Raw genomic sequence first — 25,367 nt, 5'->3', positions numbered from 1 at the left:
TTAGAGTAATTTTTTAATTCCTTTTTCGATTCCGTCTAAACTCAAGAAAAACATCGGAACTTCATTATGAATTGCGCTCACCGTGGGAGCATTCCAATAGTTTGTATTTTCAGGGTTTAACCAAATACTTTTCTCAAAATATTTTTTCAGTTGAATCAATCTCTCCAAGCCGGACATATTCGTTTTTTGGTTTCCTTTCTTTCCAAATTCAAAATAGTCTTGAAAATATTGAGACTTGTGAAACAATTCATAAGGAGCCATATACGCATCACCTACAAAAATAACTCTTGTGTTGGAACGAAACTTTTTTAGCAAAGAGTCTGCTGAAACCCTGTTTCTCATTGTTGCATCTTTATAAACATAGTCGTAAATTATATTGTGAAAATAGTAATAGTGAAATTCTTTGAAATGATTCATCTGGTGGGCTGCACTAAATATTTTATTTACTCTTGCAGCGTAAGGCGACATACTGCCGCCTACATCCATAAGTAAAAGTAGCTTCATATTGTTCTTTCTAGATTTTCTTAGTACTGCTTCTATATCACCTGCATTGTCACAGGTTTTTCGAATTGTGTGGTCAATGGAAAGTTTGGGCTTTCCCTCTCTTTTTAGTGCACGAAGTTTTTTTAGTGCTGATTTGATTTGTCTTACACCGAGAGTTTCATCAGTTCTGTAATCTCTATATCTTCTTTCGCCAGCTACAGATATTGCGCTTCTATTTTTTGATTCACCTCCAATACGAATGCCACTATCATTGAAACCCCCATGACCAAAAGGGGAAGTCCCTCCTGTTCCAATCCAATGATTTCCACCATCGTGCCTTTCCTTTTGCTCTTTTAATCTCTTTTCTAATTCAGAGATTAAATCATCCGGTAAAATTTTTAAAGCATTCTTTTTTCTCTCATCACTTAAATTATTTTCGATAGCCTCTTTTAACCATTTTTCTAACTTTTCTTTAAATTGAATGTCTTGTGAAAGTTCAGGAAATAAAATTTGTGAAAATACTATATCGTAATCGTCGAAGTGCTTTGTATTTTTAATTAAGCAATTGCGAGCAATATAGTAAAAACTATTTACATTCACTGTTTGATTGTCTTTTGTAATTTTAGAAATAACATGAAGCAAGTCTAATAGCTCACCTGTTGTTACAGGGATTTTCCTTGATCTAAGCGAATAAAAAAAATCTAAAAACAAAATGTTCCAACTTATTTTTTTAATTTTTCAAGCTCACGAATTAATTCTTCGCGAGATAAATTTTTATTTGATTTCAGTCTGCGAATTAATTCTTCAGGATCTACGTTTTTCTTTAAGTTAGTTTTTAAATCTACAACTCCTACAGGAGATACTGAATCAAACTTTTGAATAGGGACTGATTTTTCTGGTTTTAAGAAAATCATTTCTTCACTTTTTTGCTCTATAGTTGCAATTACTTTTCCTTGAGATGTTGCAATTTCTACCTTCATTCCAATTTCTAAACTATTCGGATTAGACACTATTGCTGCAATCTCACCGGTTGGCTTACTAGTATAGTAAATCGTTCCTGAAATATCATTTTGTAGTTTTAATCTATTTTTTCCGTGCGTTAGTTGAATTGTTCCAATAAAAGGATTTCCGATTTTTTGATACTTTTCATTCTTAATAAGAATTTCTTTATAATCTGAAGATATTTCGGCGAGTCTATCGTATCCGGAGGGAGGCTCTTTGTCTATAAATCGAACTCTTGCTCTTGGTCCCATATTCAAAGCAGTCCAATTTCTTGGATCGCTTTGCTTTGGTCCATAGTATAATTTTTGCTCTTCTTCCATGTTATTTTCTCTGAACAATAATTCATGTCCACTTGTAATCACAAAGCCTCGTCTTGTAATTATTTCTTCACGATTGTCACTAATATGAAAGGATAATCTTGTGAAATTTTTGAAGTAATACTCCAATTCATTTTTTGAGTTTTCAAAAATCACAAGGATTTTGAGTTTTAGAATATCTTCTTTTTCTTGTGAGTTGTCACTGAAGATATACATTCCGGTAAACTCAGGTTTGTGGGAGGTCGGTTTTCCTTTTAAATTTGGAATACATTGGTAAAATACAAGAATAGTGAAAATAATAAAAAATTTAGCTTTATTCATGCTCAATCACCTTAATGGAACTGATAATTGTAGTGAGTATAGTACTCAACTCATTGTCAGGAGATTCATCGCTGTTATAAGAACACACAATCAATTTATCTTTTTTAGAGAGCATATAAACCATCCAAAATCTATTGTCTGAAATAAATTCACATGCAAGAATGTTGCACCCTTCGTTGTTTGTAAATTTAGCGATACTATCTTCCTCATACTCAACATTGTGTTGTGATAAAAATCGAGCCAGCTCTGTCTGAAGATGATACTCTCCTTCTAAATTCTGAAAAGCAGAAACAAGCAAAGCACCAGTCCCTTCCGGATCAAAAAAAGCAGGAATTCCTTCAATAACTTCTGTTTCCCAGAATTCTGGATAAACAAGGGAGTACCACCCGTAGGGAGATTTATAATATTGGTATTCTAATTTCAGACTCAATTGAATTTTTCCTTACTTGACAATAGTTTTGTACATATACTTTTGTATATTCGTGCTGGCAATATTTAAAAAGAGAAGAAATCCATTTTATATTTTTACAACTGTAATAATTATAATTTTAGCAGCACTTACTTCCAGTGTTTTTGCTCTACTATTAAGCATTATATTAGTTATAGTTACCCTGTTCCACCCTTTTTTTTTAGACTTATTTGTTAAAATTTACGGAATCCACGATATTGCAGATCGAGTTTTTTATGCAAGAACGAATGATGGTTGGAATATTGCACTCCATTACCATAAAGCTGTTCACCCCAAGGAAGACCACGCTCCAGTAATTGTTGTGCATGGTATAGCTACAAATAAGTTTGTAGTTGACTTAGACAAACACCATTCATTGCCATACTACTTGAAATTGCAAGGATACGATGTATATTCTGTTTCACTGAGAGGTTGTGGTCGTTCCTACCATGAGTCCCCTTCAAGATATGAAGATTTTAGCTTTGATGATATTGTAAAATACGATGTACCTGCCATTATCGAAAAAGTAAAATCCCTATCACATTCACCAAAAGTAAACTGGGTGGGTCATTCTATGGGGGCAATTATAATGTATGCGTACATGGGGGTTTCTTCAAAAGAAGAAAAAGAAAGTATAGCTTCCTTTGTAAGTTTGGGTGGGCCGGGGACTTTGAACCATCTTGGTCATACTCTGATTAGTTTACTCTCTAGGTTTCCAAACGCCAGAAAAATGTTGGATTTAAAATTTGGTGCAGCTATTATAACTCCAATGGCAGGAGAAATTTATACTCCAATTGATGAAGTTCTTTACAATCCCGAAGTTACCGGGAAGGCTACGATTAAAAAAATTATGAAAAACGCAGTCGAAAATATTTCGGCAGGTCTAACCGATCAATTTATGCACTGGATAGAACAAAAAAAAATGACTTCTATGGACTCCAGATTCGATTATATGGAGCTTCAAAAAGAAATTAGTGTCCCTGTACTTTTTATAGCAGGAAAAAATGACGGACTTGCTACCCCTGAATCATTAAAATTTGTGTATGAGAATTGCTCTTCTAAAATCAAGGAGTTTCTCGTCATCTCAAAAGCAAATGGTTACACAGGTGATTATGGACACGCTTGTCTTGTGATGGGAGAGAAAGCTTCTGAAGATGTATTTCCTATAGTAGAAAAGTTTATCTATAATCATGGAACTCGTAAAAAGAAGTCAATTTTTAAGCGATTCAAAGATAGGGTTTTTAACTGGAAAGAATCCGCATAGAGAGAGCTATAAAATTTTGTGCAGATTTTCACCTTTGATTCTATCTGAAAATTTTAATAAGTTTGTTTGTTTCCTATCAAGGATTTAAAAAGGAATATATCCCTGAAATGGGAATGGAAGATTTGACCGTAGTTGATAACGCCTAACGCATGAAAGTACAAACCAAAAAGAGGGAAAACATGACTCAAGCTCAGGAACTAACGCACGTGATAATAGTTTAAAAGGATTTGAAAAAAATTTTCGATTCCATGATAGGGACTTTTGGAGTAAGTCCAAAAATCAAAAACACTTTAGAGTATCAAGAAATAGAAAAGGCGCTAAAGGAGTTGGAATAATGAAAAAAGAAATTTTGGGATTTTTCGACCATGAAAAAATATTAGTTGAGCTATTAAGCAAATAAATGCCTGCACTTACCAGAGCAATAAAAAGAGATTTTAAGAAGAGTAAAAAGAAACTCACTTGACAAACCGGAAAAGAGGGCGATAATATAGGCATGAGAACGAAAACAAAGAAAACGATCACAGCCAAAAAAACTGGTTTGTGGGATAAAATGAAAAAGATCAAAGATAAGGCTATAAAGTCCGGCGAGCTTGTTCCAGTAAAAGACAAGAAAGAATTGGAAAAAATTATTAATGAAAGGCGTTACGGTTGACTAAAACCTCATCCTAAAAGATAAACCTATTTACAAAAGATTCTACCTCCACTATTTCCGACCTCAGACCTCGGTCATCAGACCTCCGAATTGGAGTTCCCACATTTTCACACGAAAGGTGCAAAATCTGCACTAAACGCGAAATTTCAAAAACTCTACTAACGCTCAAAACCTCATCCTAAAAGATACACCTATTTACAAAAGATTCTACCTCCACTATTTCCGACCTCAGACCTCGGTCATCAGTCCTCCGAATTGGAGTTCCCACATTTTCACACGAAAGGTGCAAAATCTGCACTAAAAGCGAAATTTCAAAAACTCTACTAACGCTCAAAACCTCATCCTACAAGATAAACCTATTTGCAAAGATTCTACCTCCACGATTCCAGTCTTCAGTCCTCCGAATTGGAGTTCCCACATTTTCACACGAAAACAACAAAATCAGTACTAAACCTGTAATCCCCCTTATACCTATACCGTCTAACGTCCCATTTTCTTAAATTTTGCACACAGTGTGCAAAATTAAAGAAAAATTTTCTTAAAACGAGGCTCTATTTGTAACCGTCAATTAACCTATTTACGTAAAAATTGGTGACTTTTTTGCAAATAACAGAAAGAATACCTTTGGCTTGATTCGTTTATCCGGAAAAGTAAAGGAAATTGTAACTTTTGATTATATCAGTTTTAAAAAATAACTTTACGACCGACCTTTACAAATTGAAATTGATTTAATACACATGGCAAAAAAGATAAATAAAACTACTGCTCAAAAACCCATTGAGCAATACGAACATAAAGACAAGCAACGGGTAAACAACCCGCCTGTTGGACTGGTAGATGCACACACCGATCCCGAAAGTATCGGGAGCGGCTTTAAGAAGAAAACCTACCAATACGACCCACACCTTGACCCGCAACTGCAATGGGCTGGCAAAGCCAAACACACTAATTTTGATGTACCAACCGTGAGCTTGCATGTGCATGAACGCATTGACCCAAGACGCATTATCGAAACCGTAAAAAAGGAAGAAGAAGCACCAACGCAATTGAGTTTGTTTGAAACCGAAAAGAAACCATTGCGTGAAGCCATTGAGTTTTACAAGCACAAAGAAAACTGGAGCAACCGGCTGATTGCAGGCGACAGCCTGCTGGTGATGAACAGCCTTTTAGAAAAAGAAGGCATGGGCGGCAAAGTGCAGATGGTATATTTTGACCCGCCTTATGGAATTAAATATGGAAGCAACTTTCAGCCCTTTGTGAACAAACGTGATGTTAAAGATGGGAAAGATGAGGACTTAACGGCAGAGCCTGAAATGGTTAAGGCATTTCGAGATACTTGGGAATTAGGCATTCATTCTTACCTGACTTATCTGCGCGACCGGCTTTTAGTGGCAAGAGAACTTTTACATGAAAGCGGTAGTGTGTTTGTGCAGATAAGTGATGAGAATGTGCATCATGTTAGGGAAATATTGGATGAGGTGTTTGGTAGTGAGAATTTTGTTTCCTTCATCACATTTAAAAAAACAGCAGGGCTTGGCGCGTCTGGATTACCAGCAGTTTCAGATTATGATTTATGGTATGCAAAGAAAAAAGATACACTCAAGTATCATCAAGTTTATTCTGACAAAGAGATAGAAAATGATGCTGCTTATTCAAATGTTGAAATAAAAGGAGAGAAAAGGAAATTAAACGATGATGAAAAATCAAATCATTCACTTCTACCAAAGGGTGCTAGAGTTTTTCGTTACCAGATTTTACTTTCGTCTGGTAGGACAGAGAGTTGTATTTTCCCAATAGAATTTGAAGGAGAGAAATTTAATCCTACAGCAGGGAGAAGTTGGGCAACAAATCACAAAGGAATAGAAAACTTAATCAAGGCTGACAGAATTGCTAAAACAGGAACAACTCTTTCATATATAAGATATGCAGACGACTTCCCTGTAAATCCAATTTCAAACTTCTGGCAAGACACGGCAACAGGAAGTGGAATGGGAAAAATTTATGTTGTTCAAACGAATGCAAAAGTCATTGAAAGATGTATGCTTATGTCAACTGACCCAGGTGATTTAGTTCTTGATATAACATGCGGAAGTGGAACCACAGCAAAGGTTGCAGAAGAAAATGGAAGGCGATGGATAACCTGTGATACATCCAGAGTAGCTATCACTTTGGCAAAACAAAGACTGATGACCGCCAATTTTGATTATTTCCAGTTGGCCTATCCCCATGAAGGCGTAGGCAGTGGTTTTAAATACAAAACGGTTCCGCATATTACTTTAAAAAGCATAGCTAACAATGAACCGGCACCTACCGAAACGCTTTACGACCAACCTTTCATTGACAACAAGCGAACCAGAGTAACAGGTCCATTTACCGTTGAAGCCGTTCCTGCCCCTGTTGCCAAATCGTTTGATGAAGTGTCTTCGACAATCTCAGACACCGATATGCCAATGGAAGCCGACAATTCCATTTCAAGAAGTGGCGAAACCTTGCGGCAAGATGAATGGAGAAATGAATTGCTCCGTGCAGGCGTTAGGGCCAAAGGCGGCAAACTGATTGAATTTACAAGAGTGGAACCATTAAGCGGAACACGATTTTTACAGGCAGAAGCAGAAACGAAACCCGCCCTGAGTGCAGCCGAAGGGGAGGACAATCCAAAACGGGTTGTGGTTTGTTTTGGCCCTGAACATGCACCATTGGAACAACGAATGGTAGAACTGGCTTTGGAAGAAGCAAGAACACTAAAACCAAAACCTGAAATTATTCTGTTCTGTGCTTTCCATTTCGATTCAGAAGCAAGAAAAGACATTGAAGAAACCAACTGGCCGGGCATTACGCTTTTAGAAGCCCAAATGAATGCGGACTTGCTGACAGATGATTTGAAAAAGAAACGCAGCAGCAACGAAAGTTTTTGGTTGATTGGTCAGCCTGATGTGCAAATAACAGAAGTAAAATCGGGAGATGATAAAGGCAAATACACCGTTGAAGTAAACGGTTTTGATTATTACAACCCAAAAACAGGAACGGTTGACAGTGGTGGCAAAGGCGACATTGCTATGTGGATGCTTGACCATGATTATGACGGAAGAAGTTTGTTCCCATCACAAGTATTTTTCCCAATGGCAGGAGCCAAAGAAGGATGGGCAACTTTAGCTAAAAACCTGAAAGCAGAAATTGATGAAGAAAAAATTGAAGCCTTTGGCGGAACGATTTCGCTTCCATTTAAAGCAGGAAAAAATGTGGCAGTTAAAATTATTGACGCAAGAGGAATTGAGTCATTAAAAATTATCCGTTTGTGATGGTGATGGAGGAAAGCAAAAATTCTAAACCCATCGAATTCGATGGGTTTAACTGTGGCAGATTCGCCATATTTAAAGGAGTCGAATTCGACCGCGTAGAAAATTCTAATTACACCGAATTCGGGGTAATTAGAAGTGACGAATTCGATGCGTTAAGAAAATAATGAACCATGGCAAAAAGTAAAATCATAAACGTAAAAGGAACGGTGATTGCCATTTTTCAAAATGAGCAATCTGACTATATTTCACTTACCGACATTGCCCGATATAAGGATTTAGAAAGGACGGAAACCATTATTCAAAACTGGATTAGAAACAGAAACACAATTGAATTGTTGGGTTTTTGGGAGCAATTATACAATCCTGATTTTAAACACATCGAATTCGATGTGTTTAGAAAGCAAGCCGGATTAAACAGCTTCACCTTAAATCCCAAACAATGGATAGAGAGAACAAATGCCATTGGAATAATATCAAAGGCAGGGAGATATGGTGGCACCTTTGCTCATAAAGATATTGCCTTTGAATTTGCAACCTGGATTTCTATCGAATTCAAACTTTATATCATCAAAGAATTTCAACGACTGAAATCAGATGAGAATGACCGGCTGAAATTAGAATGGAATCTTCAACGCACTTTGGCAAAAGTGAATTACCACATTCACACCGATGCCATCAAAGAACATTTGATTCCAAAAACATTATCAAAGGAAAAAATAAATTTTGTATATGCAGATGAAGCGGATATGCTGAACATGGCTTTGTTTGGCATGACAGCAAAACAATGGAGAGAAACAAATCCGAAAGCGGAAGGAAATATTCGTGATGCAGCCACGATTGAACAATTGGTTGTTCTGTCAAACATGGAAAGCATCAATGCAGTTTTAATACATCAGGGCTTGAAGCAAAGCGAAAGATTGCAGCAACTGAACGGCATTGCCATCACTCAAATGAAATCGCTCATTCGTCAGAACACGATTAAAAAGATTAAATGATTAACAGGATGGGAAAAAACATAAATGACATAACAGGAAAAATTATTGGGTGTGCGATGCAAGTGCATAATACCCTCGGAAACGGTTTTCAGGAAGTAATTTATCAAAGAGCGCTGGCAATTGAAATGTCATACCAAAGTTTGTCTTTTGAAAGAGAAAAAGAGATGCCTATTTATTATCGTGAACAGAATATCGGAACAAGACGTGTTGATTTCTTTGTGGAAGAATGCGTTATGGTTGAATTAAAAGCAATTGAAAAATTAGAAGGAGTTCATAAAGCGCAGGCAATAAATTATCTTGAAGCATACAATATGCCAGATGGATTGCTTATCAACTTTGGAGGATTATCCCTTGAATTCAAAAGAGTTTTTAATAAGAAATTAGTAACACCTTCCAATAATCCTGTCCATCCCGAAATCAAATAAATCGTGTTTAGATACTGATGAAAAAAATTGACAAACTTATTATCAATTCTCCTTACGAAGAGCCCCAACAGTTTTGGGAATACATTCGTGACACAAGAGAATTTAAACTTCAAAGGGGAAGGCGACCGGCAGGATATGTGGTTGCTTCCGAAAGTTCAAAATCGTTTGATGATCCCGGCACCTTCATTGAAATTGATTTGGTAAACACCATTCGCCCAAGAATTAAAAAGTGGCGTGAAGATGGTTATCCCGGAGTTACAGGCATTACCAAACGACTTTTGCAACATTGGCAAGACCCCGAAGAACGGAAAGACCGCAGGTTTTTCTTTTGCCAATTGGAAGCCATTGAAACCCTGATTTGGCTGACCGAAGCACCGGAAGCAGACAAAACAGGAATTGATATTCCGAGTGATGGCGGTGAGTTCAGTCGTTGGTGCAACAAAATGGCAACAGGTTCAGGTAAAACCATTGTGATGAGTCAGCTCATTGCGTGGAATGTTTTGAACAAAGTAGCGAATGGAAAAGACACTCGATTTTCAAAAAATGTTTTAATCGTTGCACCGGGATTAACAGTTCGCAATCGTCTTTCAGTTTTGAATCCAACCGACCCTGAAAACTATTACGAGGAGTTCAATATTGTGCCTTCGGGTCTAATGGACTCTTTGCGACAAGGGAAAATTAAAATCATCAACTGGCATGGTTTGGCATGGCAAACAGAAGAAAAGATTGCCAAGAAAAAATCGGTTGATAAACGTGGAGCCAAGAGTGATGAAGCCTATGTAAAAGAAGTATTGGGCGACATGGTAACCGCTTCAAACATCATTGTAATAAATGATGAAGCACACCACGCATGGCGTATTCCAGCCGAGAGCAAAATCAAAGGCGTTAAGAAAGAAGATATAGAAGAAAGCACCGTTTGGGTTGGCGGACTTGACCGGATTCACAGAGCAAGAGGTATTTTACGTTGTTTCGATTTGTCGGCTACTCCTTTTGCCCCAAGCGGAAAAAAAGCAAGTGAAGAAGCCTTGTTTCCGTGGATAGTTTCAGACTTTGGTTTGAATGATGCCATTGAAGCGGGTTTGGTAAAAACACCAAGAGTTGTTGTTCGTGATGATGGAAATGTGGACAAGGATTTACGTTCACGTTTGTATCATATCTACATGGATGAAACGGTGAAAGACGACATCAACCAAAAAGTGGATGAATTAACACCACTCCCCGACCTTCTCAGAAATGCTTATTTGCTATTAGGCAAAGACTGGCAAGCTACCAAAGACGATTGGGAAAAAGCAGGATATAAAATTCCGCCTGTGATGATTACTGTTGCCAACACCACTTTCACATCAGGAAGAATAAAATACTCTTTTGACAAAGATGCTTTCAATCTTTCCGTTGCAGGTTTAGGTGATTTGTGTAATCCTGAGAAGACTTTACAGATTGACAGCAGCATTCTTCAAAAAGCAGAAGCCGAAACCGATGAAGTTGATGTTTTGACAGACTTAACATCAGAGGCAGAAGAACCCGAAGACGATTCCGAAGATGCTCCAAATGAAAAGAAGCTCACTAAAAAACAGCAAGCAGAATTATTAAGAAGAACGGTTTACGCAGTTGGAAAAATTGGAGAGCCCGGTGAACAAATTCAAAATGTAATTTCTGTTGGAATGCTCAGCGAAGGTTGGGATGCAAAAACCGTAACGCATATTATGGGTTTACGGGCATTCAGCAGCCAGTTGTTGTGTGAGCAGGTTGTAGGTAGAGGTTTGCGGAGAACTTCCTATGATGTAGGCGAAGATGGTTTATTTGAACCTGAATATGTAAACATTTTCGGTGTTCCATTCACGTTCTTGCCACACGAAGGGGGCGAAACAGGCGTAGTACCGCCACCGCCAAAACCAAAAACTGAAATAAAACCCGTTAAGGAAAAAGCAGAACATGAAATCAGCTTTCCGAATGTGGTGCGAATTGACCACGTCTATAAACCGCAATTAATTTTGGATTTAGAAAAGGTCAAGTCATTGGAACTTGATCCTTATGATTCAATAACAGAAGCGGAATTGGCTGCGATTATTGCAGGAAAACCAAACCCTGCGGCACTTTCGGAAATTGACTTAAAAGAGATAGCTGAGATATTCAGACTGCAAACCATCATTTTCAGAATTGCATCCACTATTTACAATTCAGAGAAAAAACCTGACTGGAAAGGAAGCAAAGAAACATTCTTGATTCAACTCATTAGCATTATTGAGAAGTTTATCTACTCCAATAAAATCGTTATCAAAAACCCTCTATTCAATGAGGACGAATCAAGGAAACGAATTTTGATAATGCTGAACATGAATAAAGTTGTTCAACATATTTGGAATGAAATACGAGTCGTTAACACAGAGGCATTAACACCAGTATTCGATAAAGAAAATCCAATCCGTTCCACAACTGACATCAGAACCTGGTGGACAAGCAAACCCAATGAAGCGTTTGGTAAATCACATATCAATTTTGTGGTAGTTGACAGCAAATGGGAATGTCTGGAAGCCAAAACAATCAATGAATCAAAAGTCGTAGAATCGTTTGTTAAAAACGACCATTTGAATTTTGTGGTTTACTACAATTATCAAGGAGTCGTAAGACGCTTTTTTCCTGATTTCATTTGCAAACTGACAAATGGAGCGTATTTAATCATTGAAACAAAGGGACAGGACAACGAACAGAACAAAACTAAACGGAACTTTTTAGACGAGTGGTGTCGGGCAGTAAACGAGCATGGTGGTTTTGGAAAATGGAAATGGATTGTATCCTTTGACCCAAATGACTTACAAAAAAAAATACAGATTCAAAAAAAATAGAGGCTTACGCTCCTGCCTCCTTTCCGTTGTTGTTATAATCTTTGACCTGCTCCAGATTGATGACCCATGAATAACTCTGAAAATCCCCAAAGGATTCCAGTTTTTGAAATGATACGGAGTCAATTAATTTTTATGGGTGAGAATCTTTTTCAGATAGAAGAGAAGAGAATCGCACGAATCATGCAAAATTTCTAATTTCAACATTTGAGAAAGTGATGTCAAAAAGAGGAAGACCGACTAACGTATTATTTCATTCTGATCGTGGAGCCTAATACGCTTGTAATGAATTTCGGAAGTTACTTGCCGATTACAATTTTATTCAAAGTATGAGTCGAAAAGGAAACTGCTGGGACAATTCTGTTATGGAATCATTTTTCTATACTTTGAAGTTAGAGGCAGTGCCGAAAGAAGGGTGTTCAAGTTTTGAGGATGCGAAAATTAAATTGTTTGACTATTTGGAAAGATATTACAATAGGTGTAGGAAACATTCTGCGATCGGGTATCAAAAGCCTTCGCTAATGTACGAAAATTTCGTCGCAAAGCTGTGTCCTGTTTTCCAGAGGAAGATCACGAAATGGGTGTTTAGTCTATACAACCATCGATATTCGGCTTAAAATTCTTCTTTTGCAAATTCTATCCGACTTCTTGATAAGCCTTTTTCACCCTATCAATCTTCTCGAAAGTTCACCCAAGAATCACATTTCTGTATCTATTCAACAGTGCTTGCAAATATTTTCGTCTCGAAAAACCCGTTGTTCTTCTATTGAACTCGTCCATATATTTTGCTGGAACAAGCAAGCTCGATTGTGTTTCTGTAAATTTTTGTGGGTTCATAAATTTCTCCTTAAAGTAAAATTTTCTGCTTTCTGATATAAGGGAAAAAATATTGCGGTAGGAATGAAATTTTTGCAATTTTAGAAAAATTTTTTTAGCTTTTACAGAAAAAGTCTTAAAATTACACTAAATGCGAAATCTTTTTTTAATCCCCCAAAAAAGTGGAGTTCCCACATTTTTGCATGAAAGGTGAACAATTGGTATAAAACATGCACTTTACTGAAAAGAGTGGAGATCCCACATTTGTGCACGAAAAGTATAAAATCTGCACTAAATGAGAAATTTCAAAAACTCTACTAAAGCTCAAAACCTCAACCTAAAAGATAAACCTATATGCAAAGATTCTACCTCCACTATTTCCGTCCTCAGACCTCAGTCTATTTGTCCTCCGAATTGGAGATCCCACATTTTAGCACGAAAAGTGTAAAATCTGCACTAAAGGTGTAATTCCCAGAAAACGATATAGCTCATGGATTATAGTCTTTATTGAAAAATTGTGAAATTAATCACTTGAAAAAGAATTGAGAAAACGAGTATGAAAAAAGAAGCTTCACTAGTAGAATCTGCTTTAGGGTTGAATTATTCAATAGAATATCTGGAATCACTTTTTCTGGTAATAATTGACTACCCGCTTGTATTTATGGCGAAATTTGCAGACAGGGTATGTCAGTCAAAGGTAGAAAAAATTACCCTTTCCGAAATTACTTCATTTGATTTCAATTTTGGAAATTTCAATACAACATCTATTGGAAATTTGGCTTTTGTTGCAATCAATACAAAAGACAGAAATATTAGGGAAGGTTGCTTTCTGATTTTAGATAGATTTAGAGACCATTTAAAAACCCTTGACAAAAAAAAATAAAGGTCGATAATATGGGTATGAAAAATGGGTAAGCTTGCAGAATACAAAAACTTTAAATTTTATTTTTTTCAGGGGATAGGGTTGAACCAAAGCATGTTCATATTTCTATTGCTCACGATTACAAGCAATCTGCAAAGGTATGGCTTGAGCCGGAAACAAAAATTGAAATGTTCGGCAAACTTTCCGAAAGAGATATGAATTTATGTTTGAAAGTAATTTCAAAATATAAAAAAGTTTTTTTAGAGATGATAGAAAGGAAATTGAATAATGAAAAAGTTAAGTCCATTAAAATCAGAAAGATTTGAAATACAGAAGATTTCTTTCAGCAAAACACATATTTTATTTGTGTTGTCGGATAGGAGGCAAATTCTTATTCCCATAGATTATGTTCCTGAAATTCAAAGATTGAAACCTTCACAAAGAAAGAAAATTACAGTTACAGGAGAAGGTAGATTGGACACTTTCCTTTTTGATCATTCGGATTCAGTTTTTCGTTTAACTGATGATTTTAGAATATTGGAAGGCTAACCCACTAAACACCCATTCCACTGAAATTTTTTTTTAAGCCTATAAAAAAAGTGCAACTTTTTACATTTTTTCGCTTAACAAAAAAAATGCATGGTCATAATGTGGGTATGAATCGGACAACTTCAATTCCTGCGGTTGACATGAGAAGCCCCCGAAATCTCCCAAAAGAAGGTTTCGGAATGGCGATTACGAAAGAAAAATCAATTTATTTTAAAGTAGATAACGAATTAAATGAACAGTTTGAAAGTTATCTAAAATTGTATCAAGCTGATAAATCGCAAGTTGCAAGATTTGCCCTAAAAAAATTTTTAGAGAAATGTATGCCGCCGGTGAATGTCAAAAAAGGCATAGTTAAGACGACATAATCGGTGAGTTTTATTGCCGAATAATGGGGAATATTTGTATAGTCTATCCAATCCTCGTTGTCCGGAATAAAATTTTTCTTCTGCAAATTTTCTTCTTCCGATATATACTTTATTTTCGAGTGTTTCATTTTTTTTGAAAGCCCCCATGAATAAAACTTTATTCTCTCTCTAACAACTCATGCGGGCAATCTTCTATTGAAGCAATCTTTCTTCTTTACTAAACTCATCCATATATTTTTCTGAAATAAGTAAACTCGATTTCGTTTGCATTTTGTTTTCTGATTTCTATTTTTCTTCTTTAATGAAGAACTTTTTATTCTTTAGCAAGTGACATAACGTATGATTAAATTAGAAAATTTTTTTAATAAAATAAAAAATTTGGCTAACTATGTAGCATTAGGGAGAGGTGTTATACGAAATTCATTTCATAAAAATTCGATAAAATGATATTATATGTAAATTATTGAAAAATTTTTTTAAAAATTTAATTTTTGCTTATCTTTTACTTGCAATTTAAAATCCATACTTTAAAAAAAAGTAAAATCAGTTAGGTCATTTGATTCATAAAAAACAACCTTATGGAGAGAATGAAGAAAAATATGCGTTGTTAATGGAGAAAAAAATGGAAAAGAGAATTTCAAAATTGGAAAATAGAGAGAAATCAATAGAGACAAAATTCTACACCCCTTGTGACATCACTAGAATCTTCTCTGTTGTTAAAGATAACTATTTGCATAGAATTTGGTTAAAACTTCTATTCGCTTATGGATTAACGTTGAGTGAGTTGGTAAATATTCGTGTTAGAGATATTGATTTTGAGAATAACATAATCAAAATCAATTCAAGCAAAAAAATGCGACATAGAACTTTACCGCTTCCTAAGTGTTTGTATAATGAATTGAAAAGAGAATCCAATCACAAATCACCGGACGATCTTTTATTTAAAGGTAGATCTAAGGAGGGAAAAATTCATCTTCGCACAGTTCAAAAAATATTTGAGAAATTGTACCATTTTACAGGGATGGAGGTGAGTGTTTCTAAAATTAGAAGAACTACAGCTATTCATTTATTGCAATGTGGGTGGGAAGAAAAAAGTATAACACAATTATTGGGACATTCTCATTTGAGGACGACTAAAAAGTTAATTGGAAGTAATCGAAAATTTTATTTGCAAGTAGATTTTCCGATTGATAAGATACTAGAGAATGCTGCTTAAATATCTTGACAGAAAAACTGAAAATTTTACCATAGAAAATATCTTTTTAAATGAAATGGGAGATTTAATTGGAGATTAAAACCAAAAAAATCGGAAAGCACACTCTGGTTCGTTTGAACGGCAGGTTGGATATAACCCAAGCCGATGAAGTCGAATCACAAATGGCGAATGATGTTCAGTCTGGAGAGGGGGACATCGTTATCAATTTAGAGTCAATTTCTTATATCTCATCTTCCGGGATCAGAATTTTTGTAGGGATGGTTCGTGAATTAGAGAAGCAAAAGCGTAAGCTGAAACTTTGTGCGATAACACCTCCGGTAAAAAAGGTATTTGATGTGGTGGAACTTTTAGACCTATTCGATGTTTACGAAACTGAGGGTGAAGCTGTTGCTTCACTCTCAAAATAGCCATTCTATTCTTATTTATATTATCTGTAGGTTTTTTATTACTCAACTATTTATTTGGTGTAACTGTACCTTCTATATGGCCTGATGAGGTATTGTTTTTTAGTCCTGCTCATGAATTTTATTTAACAGGAATACTAAAGACAGAAGTGCTACGTGGTCTTATTCCGGGGATGGAGAAGGTTACGCTTTGGATGCCTCCGGTTTACATGTTGTATCTTTCTGGCGTATTTCATTTTTTTTCTCCGGATATATTTATTGCAAGAATGGCAAGTTCTTTAGCAGCTCTTGGGTCTGCCTTTTTGTTATACACATTTCTTGGTCAGTGGAAGATTTCACAAAAAAAAAGAATCTTAATATTTGTTCTTGTTCTTACAGATTTTCTTTTTATTAAAACTACTCATTCTTCGCGAATGGAATCATTGTGTTTATTTTTTGCTTTAGGTGGATTGAATATTCTGGGAAAATATATTTCAGAAAAATCATTTTTAGGAATGATTCTTGCCGGTGTATTTTTTTCTTTTTCCTTCTTGTCTCATCCTTTTGGTGCAGTTTATGGAGTTGTATCTTTATATTTTTTGTATGAGAAAAACTTTTTTCAATTAAAAAGTTTAATTTTTCTTTTGGTTGGTTTTCTTTTACCGTTACTTGTTTGGGCAAGTTATATAATTCCATACTACGATTTATTTCTTTTACAATTTGGGGCGCAGTTTTCAAGAAAATCTGAATTATTTTCAACCTTTTCACAAATAACAAAAATAAAAATCATTGTATCGTCTTTTAGATTTCCTTTCGTGCGATTGTTTTTATTTTTTGTTTTAGGGCTGGGGTTGTTCCTATATCGGAAAAATTTAAAATCAGAAAATAACGGTCTATTTCAATTTGCAGTATTTTGGTTACTTTCCATTTTACTGTTTTTATATATATCCTCTGAATCTTGGTATGTAGTGTATATTATACCTCCTGTTGCAATACTAACCGGTTTATTTTTTGGTAAAAAGGAAATAATTCCGAAAGGTATAGTATTTTTATCTATAGGGTTAAATATTTTTATTTTAGTTTGGGTAGTTATCCAAAATTTTATAATCATAGACACACCAAAGAAGACGAATGAATTTTATTCATTGATTGAAAATGAAATAATCAATAAAAACAAAATTTATATTCAGTCTATCCCTGATCCGTATTTTTATTTAAAGAAAAAATTTCCCGAAAAAACTTATCTTGAGTTTATTCCGGGAGAATTGTCTTTGCCACCAGAGTATTATTTAGACACTATAAAGAAACAGGAGGCATTTTTGTTTTATAATGAAGACTTAATTAATCCAAATATTAAAAAATATTTAAGCGAAAATCCCAACCATTTTGAAAGAAAAGTAATTCAAGTAGATACTGGAAATGAAAAAGAACTAAAATTGGAAACATTTCTCTATATCAGAAAATAGACAATGAAATTCAGATTAATTTTGCATGCTAAAAATACATTTTTTTTATTTTTTGCATTATTTTTATTTTTTTCATGCTATAAATCAAAAGATGATAATTTTTCGGCTACAGCCTTGTCTTTAGTAAAACTTGGAGTCCGTAAAGTAAACATTGCAGGAGATTCACTTTCTCAAAGATCGGGTGGATTTTCTCTTTCAATGAAATTAGGCTCAGGTTATTCAGTGAAAGATTTTTCTGTATCTGGTAGAACTCAAGTTGAATGGATTAATGATATTAGTAGGGTAATGGATCCAAACCCGGATATTTTAATCGTTGAGCTTGGTACAAATGATGCGGTCAATTCTACAAACACAGAATTTATCTCTCACCTAAACCACCTTCTGATTGAAGTTGAAAAAAGAACTACTGCAAAAATAATTTTAACTGCAATTCCTTTGACTGATAATCCTATTCTACAAGAAAGAATTAAACAAAATAATACGTATATTCGAACTTTAAAAGGGAAATATTTCATCGCTGATATTGAAGCAGAATTTGAAAAAAATAAAAGTCAATTTAGATTGTATCCTATTAACGACAATATCCATCCGGAGCCGATAGGGTATGAGATTATGGGAGAAGTATATAAATCTGTAATACTTGGAATTTTATAGCACTCGAATAAAAACTTCTAAATAAGTTTTTGTTTATAGTAAATCTTTATTGCCTATTTTTCAATCACTCTTGCAAGGTCGATTCCTTTGTAATAGTAGTGAAGAATTTCTGAATAAGAATAATCATCTTTTGCCATTCCATAACTTCCCCATTGGCTAAGTCCCACACCGTGTCCGAATCCAACTCCTTTAATAAAAAATCCTTCTAAGTCTTTTTTAATTCCAAATCGAAGTGATTTTAAAAAATTCGCACCGAGTAGTTTTCTGAAATCAGTTCCTTTTACTTTTACAGACCTGTCTTTGCCGCTGACTTCCAACATGTCCACACGCCCGGAAGAAGTTCTGCCGAGTACTTGAATATCTTTAATATCTCCCACTCCCAGGTTAGCAAGTTTTTGATTCATTGTTGAGTTCGACACAATTTCTTTCCATGAATAATTTTTGGCTTCTTTGCAATATTTGGATTCTACACTTGTAAGATAATCAACCTTTTGTCCCCAAACATTTTCGGGCATCTCTGTGACTCCACCACTATTGCTGTGAAAAAAAGACTGAATAGGGTTTCCTTCATACACTGCAAGAATTCCTTTTGTGTCTCTGACTGCCTTATCTGTCTTAGGGTTTTCTTTATCTATTCCACCATAAACCTGTGAATTTGTTGTAGCGTCCACATCGTAAACTCGTTTATTTCCAGTTTTCAAAATTTCGTTTACAGCGTAAGTTCTGGCGCATATAGCTTGAGCTTTCAATGCTTCTTCGGGCCAGTTTGCAGGCATTTCTGAAGGAACGACTGCAAGTAAATAATCCTCTAATCGAAGTATGTTGACTACAACTACTCCTTCTATATCAGGATGAATTTCTATAATTCCTCTATAGTTCACACCTTTATAGTTGAACTGAGATTTTTCAAAGCTAAGTCGAATTTTTGCTTTGAGATTGGAGGGGTCGATTGTAATAGAGTCAATACTTTTTTTAATTAGAAGATCGTTTATATCAAATACTTTGATCATACCGTCTGTTTTAATGAATATATCCGAGTTTGTTTTTCCGAGAGAGACTCGGATTTTATCCACTGACCTGCTTTTAAAAGGGGGCTCCCATGTTTTTATAATTAAAGTAGAGCAATTGGTTATTCCTAAAACAAAAATAATAGTAAAAATTTTCTGTAGTGTCTTCATATAGTTTACCCGCTATTTATAAAATCGGAGCATTGGCTAAATCCCTCAATAGGAAAAAAGTGGATTAACTTGAATAAATGAAATTCATCCTCTCTATTTGACTCAACTGATAAAAGGCAAATTTATAAAAAAAAAATGAGAAATAAATTTTTTCATTGTAACATTTTCAGGGCAATTATTTATTTAGTTAATTAGGATTGATTTTTTGCAAGTATTTGATTTAATCAAACCCGCTTTAGGATTTTTACATTAGAGTCATAAAAATTTATGTCACGAAATAATTCTAAATTTATTCTTTTTAGCCTTTTAACAGGAGTGTTGTGGAATTGTGGAGCAGAGCTTCCGCATCAAAAGAATTCTGCCGAGGTATTGGCTGAAATAAGTTGTGCAACGAACAGGAATTATAATTGCATTACGCATGAAAGTATTTCTAATGCTATATACAAAGTGAATCTTACTGCCTCAGGTATGACTGGAAATATTGTAGTGAATTTGAATGCTTCTGAACAGTTGACTATTACAAGTTCGGGTTCATATTCGTTTAGTACAAGTTTAGCTTCAGGAACACCCTATTCCGTCGCAATTACTACAAAGCCCGATAGCCACACTTGCAGTTTTACAAACGCTTCAGGTCAGGTTTTGACTTCAGATATAAACGTTACTTTATTTTGTCGCCCATTTAAATTTATTTATTTAACTACGCCTACTTATACAGGTGGATTAGGCGGAATTACAGGAGCCGATTCGATTTGTAATTCTCATGCAAATAGGCCGGACATCAAATCAACGTATAAAGCACTCCTTGGTTCTGTGAATGGATCTCAAAGATGGGGATGCACATCTGCACCAGCACAATGCTCAGATGGTATAGACAATTCTCAAAATTGGGTATTGTATGCAAATACAACTTATAAACGCGCAAGCGATTCTGTAGTTATCGGAACGACTACAATTGATAGGGTGTTTAATTTTAGTTTGTCTGCATCACTCGGAATTTCTGGGTTGTATTGGTCAGGGTTAGAAAATACTGCACCTCAATTTGGGTATAGTACAGCTGGGACATCTGAATGCAACGGATGGAGTGATGGTACGATAGGTCCTTTTGGCAATCGTGGAGATTTAGCTTCTGTGTCGTCAACCTCTGCAAATACTTCTAATTTGAATTGTAATAATACATATTCGATACTTTGTGCAGAGCAGTAAGAATGTATTAGAAAAATGAGTTTATGTGTCAGGAGGCAAAGGAAAAACTATATAGCTTCATATTTTTTTCTGCAAGTACGCTATAGACTCAATGTGTGGAGTTTGTGGGTACGGGTCGGTTAAAATAAATTCTTTTAATTGAAAACTCTCCGTAATTATTTTTAGGTCTTCTAATTGAGTTTTAGGGTTACAAGAAATATAAAAGATTTCTTCAAAATTTGAGTCTCTAATAATTGTAGAAAGATTTTTTCCGGCTCCATTCCTAGGAGGATCTAATATAAGTAGACTCTTATCTGGAATTTGCATCCTCTCAAAAAAATCTATTTGTACGCTAAATAAATTTGTGCATTTTAATTGAATGTGCTTTTCGGGAAATTCTTCTTTTAAAATTTTGGCACCTTCCTGAATAGAGCTTTCTGTAAAATCGAAACCGTAGATTTGTAAAAAATTCTCTCCGAATATTCTGGAGAAAAAGCCGCTTCCACAAAAAAGATCCACCAATATTTTTTTTTCCGATTTGATTTTGTCTTTTATAAATTGTAAAATGGGTAAAAAACCTTTTGGATTAGGCTGAAAAAACGAGTCAAACGGGATTTTAAAAACTTTTTCAAATAGAATTTCTTCGTAAAAATGATTACCTCGAATTGCGATAAATTCCCCACTCGCAGAAACTTCTGCTTTTTTTCTATTAAAACAAAATACGATATTTTTAGATTCTAAACTTTGTAAAATTGCGCTTTTCAATTTTGTAAATTCATTCGTGTTTTCAAAGCCTTTTACAAAAGTTAGAATGGCGATATTATCGCTAGAAAATACACCCCTCCTAAAAGTTATATATTTTAGAAATCCTTCTTCTGTTTTTCGATTGTAGATTATTTCAGGAAAGTTGTGTAACGTATTTTTGAACTTTGTTAGCTCATTATTTGCAAAGTCATTTTGAAGGTGGCAGTGTTCAATATCTATAATTTTCCTGAAATTTCCCGCTTGATGAAGACCCACAATTTTACCCGGGAATACAGCAAAGTCCATTCTGTTTCTATAATTGTATTCTTTATTTGCAGAAATCAAAATCGGAGTAATAGAAAATTCATTAAAAATTTTTTCCTTATAGAAATTCGTTTTTAACTCAAATTGCTCTTCGTAGGAAAAGTGCTGACCGGCGCAGCCTCCACAATGAGTAAAGTGTGAACATTTAGGTTGGATTTCCTTTTTTCGGATAATTGCACTAACTACAAAATGCTTTCTTTTTCCTCTACCTCTTTCTTCAAATATCACCTCATCTCCAATATTAGTATAGGGAAAAGAGTACGGAGTATCTTCTAAAACTCCTTCTCCTTTTAGATTAGATAAAATATTTCTAATTACAATATTTTTCTTTGGAAAAACTTTTTTCATTTGATTAAAAAATCTTCCATTGTTGATAGGTTTCGCATAACGTACTCATCTTCATTTAATATTTTCCAGAATCCGGGAAATCCTTTGATTTGAACAATACGAAATTGGTTGTATTTCGGATCCTCAGGTGGATTCAGGTGGAAATGGATTTTTCTTTCGAGTAAATAATTCAGTGGAGAATTTTTTTCGTGTCCAATCCTGCCTCTTTTGTTTAAAGGCAAACGAGCGATATATGAGTCAGTCAAACCTGTTTCGACTTCTATAGCAAAAGGAGAATCCGTATAATAAGCGAAAATTGCTTGAGATCCCCCAAATGCAATACGGATTTGATTTTTTATAAAAACCTCTCTCCAGCTTTTTAATTTTACGGTTAATTCTTCAACCGACTTTCTTTTGTAAATTTCGCTTTCATCAGAAATTCCTTCAATGATTGGAATAGGTTTTCCTTTGTAGGGATTAAAACGAAGTAGGGTAAGCACTGTAATAAAAATCGTAGATAAGAAAATCCATTTTCTTGAATTATGAAAAATATTTAGAATAGAAATTTCCAATAAAATATAGAAAAGTGGGGTGATAGGAATAAAAAATCTGGAAAACATAAAATCTCCACCAATTTTTAATACATAGAAAATATAGCCGAGTATTGCTGGAAATAATAAAAGGTAAGTAAAACTATTTTGGTTTTGTAAATTGTTAAGTTTAAAATTTTGAAACCAAAGGTTGAAGTTTCTATTTTTAATAATTATAAAAATAAAAAATATGGGAAGTAAATAAAAAACGTAATAAGAATTAAAGTATAGAAAAAAATACTTGAACCCTTGTGAAAAATATGACAAGTTAGCTGATTTTGCATAGTAGGTATTTGGAAAAAAAGAATCGTAGTATATAGTTTTTATAGTCCAATACGGAATAACTAGGAAAAGAAAAGGAATTTGGGTAATTAGAAAAATTTTAACGATTTGGAAAATTGGATTTTTAGAGTTTTTGGCGTTTGAAATACTTTTAACAAAAATAGCAAAAACTCCTGAAATATAAAAAATCATCCCATCCATTCGAGTAAGTACAGCTAAAGCCAAAAGAAAAAAACCTACCACTAAAGAAGAAATATTTTTTGAAAAAATCAGAATCGAAAAACTGAAAACTATTAAAAAAGTGAATAGGGAAGTTTCGAGTCCGCTTGTAGCAAAAATTTGAGAATGCCTGTGAAAGGAAAAACCAAGAAAAGCAATTGGAATAAAAATACTATTTGTTTGAATTTTTCTTGAGAAAAAAAATAAAACAAGTAAAGTACTCGCATAAAAAATAATTCCTAGAATTTCAGAGAATAAAACCGGATCCAATTGGAAGTAGTGTGGTATCGTTAAAAGAATTGTCCAAAGAAAATTTGTGTATCCTTCTATTTTTTCTGATTGGTTGAATACCAGACCAAACCCATTTACAAAATTTTTAGCATAGCGTAAAGATATAAATGCGTCATCCGAAATCCATTTTAACTTATAAGCTGAAACTACAGAATAAGTAAAAATACAAAACACTATTCCTTTTAAAAAAACTTTTTTCAATACGGGATTAAATATTCTCATTATACTGTTTTAGATTGATTGCCATAAAAAATGAAACAAAAGAAAACTAAAAATTAAAATAAAGTGTTTTCTTATTCGAGACCTCTTAAAAAAAATTTAATACTATAAGGATAAATCTACCTAATTTGAAAAATCATTTTTATGAATTGTAGATAAAATAATAAGATTTTTGTTGGGAGCCTTGTATGAATCGGATTGGAATAGGGGAAAATATAAAAATTTTTACAATTTCTAAATCTTTTCATGGATTTCTTACAAAAAAAATCTTTTCGGGGTACTTAGTAATAATATCAATGACTAAAACCATATAAATTTGGAAAATATCTATGAGAGAAATTAAAACTGTTACAATTGTAGGAGCCAACGGCTCAATGGGATCCGGAAGTGCAGGTGTGATTGCAGCTTTCGGAGAAGCAAAAGTCTATATGCTTGCACGCTCGCTTGACAAAGCTCAGGAAGGAATTGATAAAGCTATAAAGTCCGTAAAAACAGACACTATAAAACCACGTTTAATTGCAGGAACTTATGATAACGATTTAGAAAGATGTGTTTCTGAGTCGGATTGGGTTTTTGAGCTTGTAGCAGAAAGCTATGAAGTAAAAGAGCCAATGAACGCAAGAATTTCAAAAGCTCGTAAACCCGGAACTATCGTATCCACTGTTTCGTCAGGGCTTTCTATTGCAAGGCTTGCAAAGGCTTTTGACGAAGACGGACAAAAGCACTATTTTGGAACTCATTTTTTTAATCCTCCGTACAAGATGATTTTATGTGAGCTTGTGAGTCATAAAGGATCAGACCCTAAAATCACAAAAGAACTTGGAGCCTATCTTGATTCAAAACTAAGAAGGGCAGTTGTTTATACCAACGACACTCCGGCGTTTGCTGGAAATAGAATCGGTTTTCAATTGATGAATGAGATTGCACAGTTTGCAGAGAAATACGCTGACAAGGGTGGGATTGCTCTCATGGATGAAATCATGGGGGGATACACAGGCCGAGCTATGGGACCACTTGCAACAATAGACTTTGTGGGATTAGATGTACACAAGGCGATAGTTGACAATCTTTATAAAGAAACTAAAGATTCTGCACATGAAACTTTTAAACTACCTGATTATATTCAAAAATTAATCGATGCAGGTAATCTTGGAGCAAAAAGCGGGCAGGGACTTTTGAAAAGAACCAAATCACCGGACGGCAAAAGAGAAAAATTTGTGTACAATATCCAAACAGGAAATTACGACCCTTATCCAAAGTTTGACATACCTTTTGCAAAAGAAGCCAAGCAAAAAATTGCATCATCGGACTATGCAGGTGCTATGAACGTAATCAAAGAAGCGAAAGGATTTGAGGCAGATCTTTGCAGATATTTTATGGCAAGATACATTAGCTATTCTCTTTCTATTGTAGGGGAAGTAGTTGATACTAAGGAAAATGCAGATGCCGCTATGGGATTTGGTTTTAATTGGGTTCCTGCAAGCGCTTTTGTTGACTTCCTTGGTGGCGTAAACGAAGCAAAGAAATTTTTAGAAAAGTCTAAAATAGAGATTCCCTCTGTTCTTGCAAAAGCAAACCCAAAGGAGAAATTTTATCAGTTAGGCAACAAGTTAGACGCAAGAAGTTTATTTAGAGCATAAGAATATAAATAGGA

Annotated in this window: 24 protein-coding genes; 17 read left to right on the top strand and 7 right to left on the bottom strand. The window is 34.7% G+C overall.

The features are described 5' to 3' along the window. The 3 genes from HS129_11670 to HS129_11660 are packed head-to-tail and all read right to left on the bottom strand — an operon-like array spanning position 1 to position 2,553. A complete protein-coding gene (locus tag HS129_11670) occupies positions 1-1,194 on the bottom strand; it encodes a VWA domain-containing protein (protein MBE7412697.1) in 1,194 nt (397 codons plus the stop codon). Positions 1,195-1,205: 11 nt separating this feature from the next. Continuing rightward, a complete protein-coding gene (locus HS129_11665) occupies positions 1,206-2,123 on the bottom strand; it encodes a hypothetical protein (protein ID MBE7412696.1) in 918 nt (305 codons plus the stop codon). Further along, complete coding sequence (locus HS129_11660) at positions 2,116-2,553, bottom strand: DUF3805 domain-containing protein (GenBank protein ID MBE7412695.1); 438 nt, start codon at positions 2,551-2,553, stop codon at positions 2,116-2,118. The genes HS129_11665 and HS129_11660 overlap by 8 nt, the downstream gene beginning before the upstream one ends. 52 nt (positions 2,554-2,605) lie before the next feature. Here HS129_11660 and HS129_11655 point away from each other — a divergent pair, with 52 nt between their 5' ends. From HS129_11655 to HS129_11625, 7 genes are all read left to right on the top strand, one after another. Then, on the top strand, positions 2,606-3,835 hold the full coding sequence (locus tag HS129_11655; GenBank protein ID MBE7412694.1) for an alpha/beta fold hydrolase: 1,230 nt from the start codon (positions 2,606-2,608) through the stop codon (positions 3,833-3,835). 493 nt (positions 3,836-4,328) lie between these two features. Then, positions 4,329-4,487 (top strand): hypothetical protein, encoded by a 159-nt coding sequence (locus HS129_11650; protein ID MBE7412693.1) that lies wholly within the window; start codon positions 4,329-4,331, stop codon positions 4,485-4,487. 737 nt (positions 4,488-5,224) lie between these two features. After that, positions 5,225-7,786 (top strand): site-specific DNA-methyltransferase, encoded by a 2,562-nt coding sequence (locus HS129_11645; protein ID MBE7412692.1) that lies wholly within the window; start codon positions 5,225-5,227, stop codon positions 7,784-7,786. 170 nt (positions 7,787-7,956) lie between these two features. Next, positions 7,957-8,781, top strand: a complete 825-nt coding sequence (locus HS129_11640) for a KilA-N domain-containing protein (GenBank protein ID MBE7412691.1) — start codon at positions 7,957-7,959, stop codon at positions 8,779-8,781. Further along, the gene (locus HS129_11635; GenBank protein ID MBE7412690.1) at positions 8,778-9,206 is read left to right on the top strand and encodes a GxxExxY protein; all 429 of its coding nucleotides are present in this window, start codon (positions 8,778-8,780) and stop codon (positions 9,204-9,206) included. The genes HS129_11640 and HS129_11635 overlap by 4 nt, the downstream gene beginning before the upstream one ends. Before the next feature lie 17 nt (positions 9,207-9,223). Beyond that, positions 9,224-12,049, top strand: coding sequence for a DEAD/DEAH box helicase family protein (locus HS129_11630; GenBank protein ID MBE7412689.1), 2,826 nt, complete (start codon positions 9,224-9,226; stop codon positions 12,047-12,049). Between the two features lie 326 nt (positions 12,050-12,375). After that, positions 12,376-12,663: a transposase gene (locus tag HS129_11625; protein ID MBE7412688.1), complete on the top strand. Its 288-nt coding sequence runs from the start codon at positions 12,376-12,378 to the stop codon at positions 12,661-12,663. 70 nt (positions 12,664-12,733) lie between these two features. On the opposite strand, the gene HS129_11620 is transcribed toward HS129_11625, so the two are convergent. Further along, on the bottom strand, positions 12,734-12,883 hold the full coding sequence (locus tag HS129_11620; protein ID MBE7412687.1) for a hypothetical protein: 150 nt from the start codon (positions 12,881-12,883) through the stop codon (positions 12,734-12,736). A gap of 535 nt (positions 12,884-13,418) precedes the next feature. Between HS129_11620 and HS129_11615 the strand changes: the two genes are divergently transcribed. From HS129_11615 to HS129_11580, 8 genes are all read left to right on the top strand, one after another. Further along, complete coding sequence (locus tag HS129_11615) at positions 13,419-13,745, top strand: hypothetical protein (GenBank protein MBE7412686.1); 327 nt, start codon at positions 13,419-13,421, stop codon at positions 13,743-13,745. A gap of 56 nt (positions 13,746-13,801) precedes the next feature. Further along, positions 13,802-14,050 (top strand): DUF4160 domain-containing protein, encoded by a 249-nt coding sequence (locus tag HS129_11610; protein ID MBE7412685.1) that lies wholly within the window; start codon positions 13,802-13,804, stop codon positions 14,048-14,050. Next, complete coding sequence (locus tag HS129_11605) at positions 14,013-14,273, top strand: hypothetical protein (protein MBE7412684.1); 261 nt, start codon at positions 14,013-14,015, stop codon at positions 14,271-14,273. The genes HS129_11610 and HS129_11605 overlap by 38 nt, the downstream gene beginning before the upstream one ends. 107 nt (positions 14,274-14,380) lie before the next feature. Then, the gene (locus tag HS129_11600) at positions 14,381-14,638 is read left to right on the top strand and encodes a hypothetical protein (protein ID MBE7412683.1); all 258 of its coding nucleotides are present in this window, start codon (positions 14,381-14,383) and stop codon (positions 14,636-14,638) included. A gap of 622 nt (positions 14,639-15,260) precedes the next feature. Next, positions 15,261-15,854, top strand: a complete 594-nt coding sequence (locus HS129_11595) for a tyrosine-type recombinase/integrase (protein ID MBE7412682.1) — start codon at positions 15,261-15,263, stop codon at positions 15,852-15,854. 68 nt (positions 15,855-15,922) lie between these two features. Beyond that, the gene (locus HS129_11590; protein ID MBE7412681.1) at positions 15,923-16,261 is read left to right on the top strand and encodes an STAS domain-containing protein; all 339 of its coding nucleotides are present in this window, start codon (positions 15,923-15,925) and stop codon (positions 16,259-16,261) included. 92 nt (positions 16,262-16,353) lie between these two features. Then, complete coding sequence (locus tag HS129_11585) at positions 16,354-17,703, top strand: glycosyltransferase family 39 protein (GenBank protein ID MBE7412680.1); 1,350 nt, start codon at positions 16,354-16,356, stop codon at positions 17,701-17,703. Positions 17,704-17,706: 3 nt separating this feature from the next. Further along, complete coding sequence (locus tag HS129_11580; protein ID MBE7412679.1) at positions 17,707-18,357, top strand: SGNH/GDSL hydrolase family protein; 651 nt, start codon at positions 17,707-17,709, stop codon at positions 18,355-18,357. A gap of 53 nt (positions 18,358-18,410) precedes the next feature. Here HS129_11580 and HS129_11575 read toward each other — a convergent pair whose 3' ends face one another. Beyond that, positions 18,411-19,535: a SpoIID/LytB domain-containing protein gene (locus HS129_11575; GenBank protein MBE7412678.1), complete on the bottom strand. Its 1,125-nt coding sequence runs from the start codon at positions 19,533-19,535 to the stop codon at positions 18,411-18,413. Between the two features lie 267 nt (positions 19,536-19,802). On the opposite strand from HS129_11575, the gene HS129_11570 reads away from it, so the two are divergent. Then, a complete protein-coding gene (locus tag HS129_11570) occupies positions 19,803-20,738 on the top strand; it encodes a DUF1554 domain-containing protein (protein ID MBE7412677.1) in 936 nt (311 codons plus the stop codon). 57 nt (positions 20,739-20,795) lie between these two features. Here the strand turns inward: HS129_11570 and HS129_11565 are convergent, their stop codons facing one another. Together HS129_11565 and HS129_11560 are read right to left on the bottom strand one after the other, a co-directional pair. Continuing rightward, on the bottom strand, positions 20,796-22,133 hold the full coding sequence (locus HS129_11565) for a class I SAM-dependent RNA methyltransferase (protein MBE7412676.1): 1,338 nt from the start codon (positions 22,131-22,133) through the stop codon (positions 20,796-20,798). Continuing rightward, positions 22,130-23,695, bottom strand: coding sequence for a hypothetical protein (locus tag HS129_11560; protein ID MBE7412675.1), 1,566 nt, complete (start codon positions 23,693-23,695; stop codon positions 22,130-22,132). The genes HS129_11565 and HS129_11560 overlap by 4 nt, the downstream gene beginning before the upstream one ends. Before the next feature lie 347 nt (positions 23,696-24,042). Here HS129_11560 and HS129_11555 point away from each other — a divergent pair, with 347 nt between their 5' ends. Beyond that, complete coding sequence (locus HS129_11555) at positions 24,043-25,353, top strand: 3-hydroxyacyl-CoA dehydrogenase family protein (GenBank protein ID MBE7412674.1); 1,311 nt, start codon at positions 24,043-24,045, stop codon at positions 25,351-25,353. The last annotated feature ends 14 nt before the right edge of the window (positions 25,354-25,367 follow it).

The organism is Leptospiraceae bacterium (assembly GCA_015075105.1).
Lineage (GTDB): Bacteria > Spirochaetota > Leptospiria > Leptospirales > Leptospiraceae > JABWCC01.
Note: the sequence above shows the minus strand (reverse complement) of the source record. Positions and strands in the feature narration are given on the sequence as shown.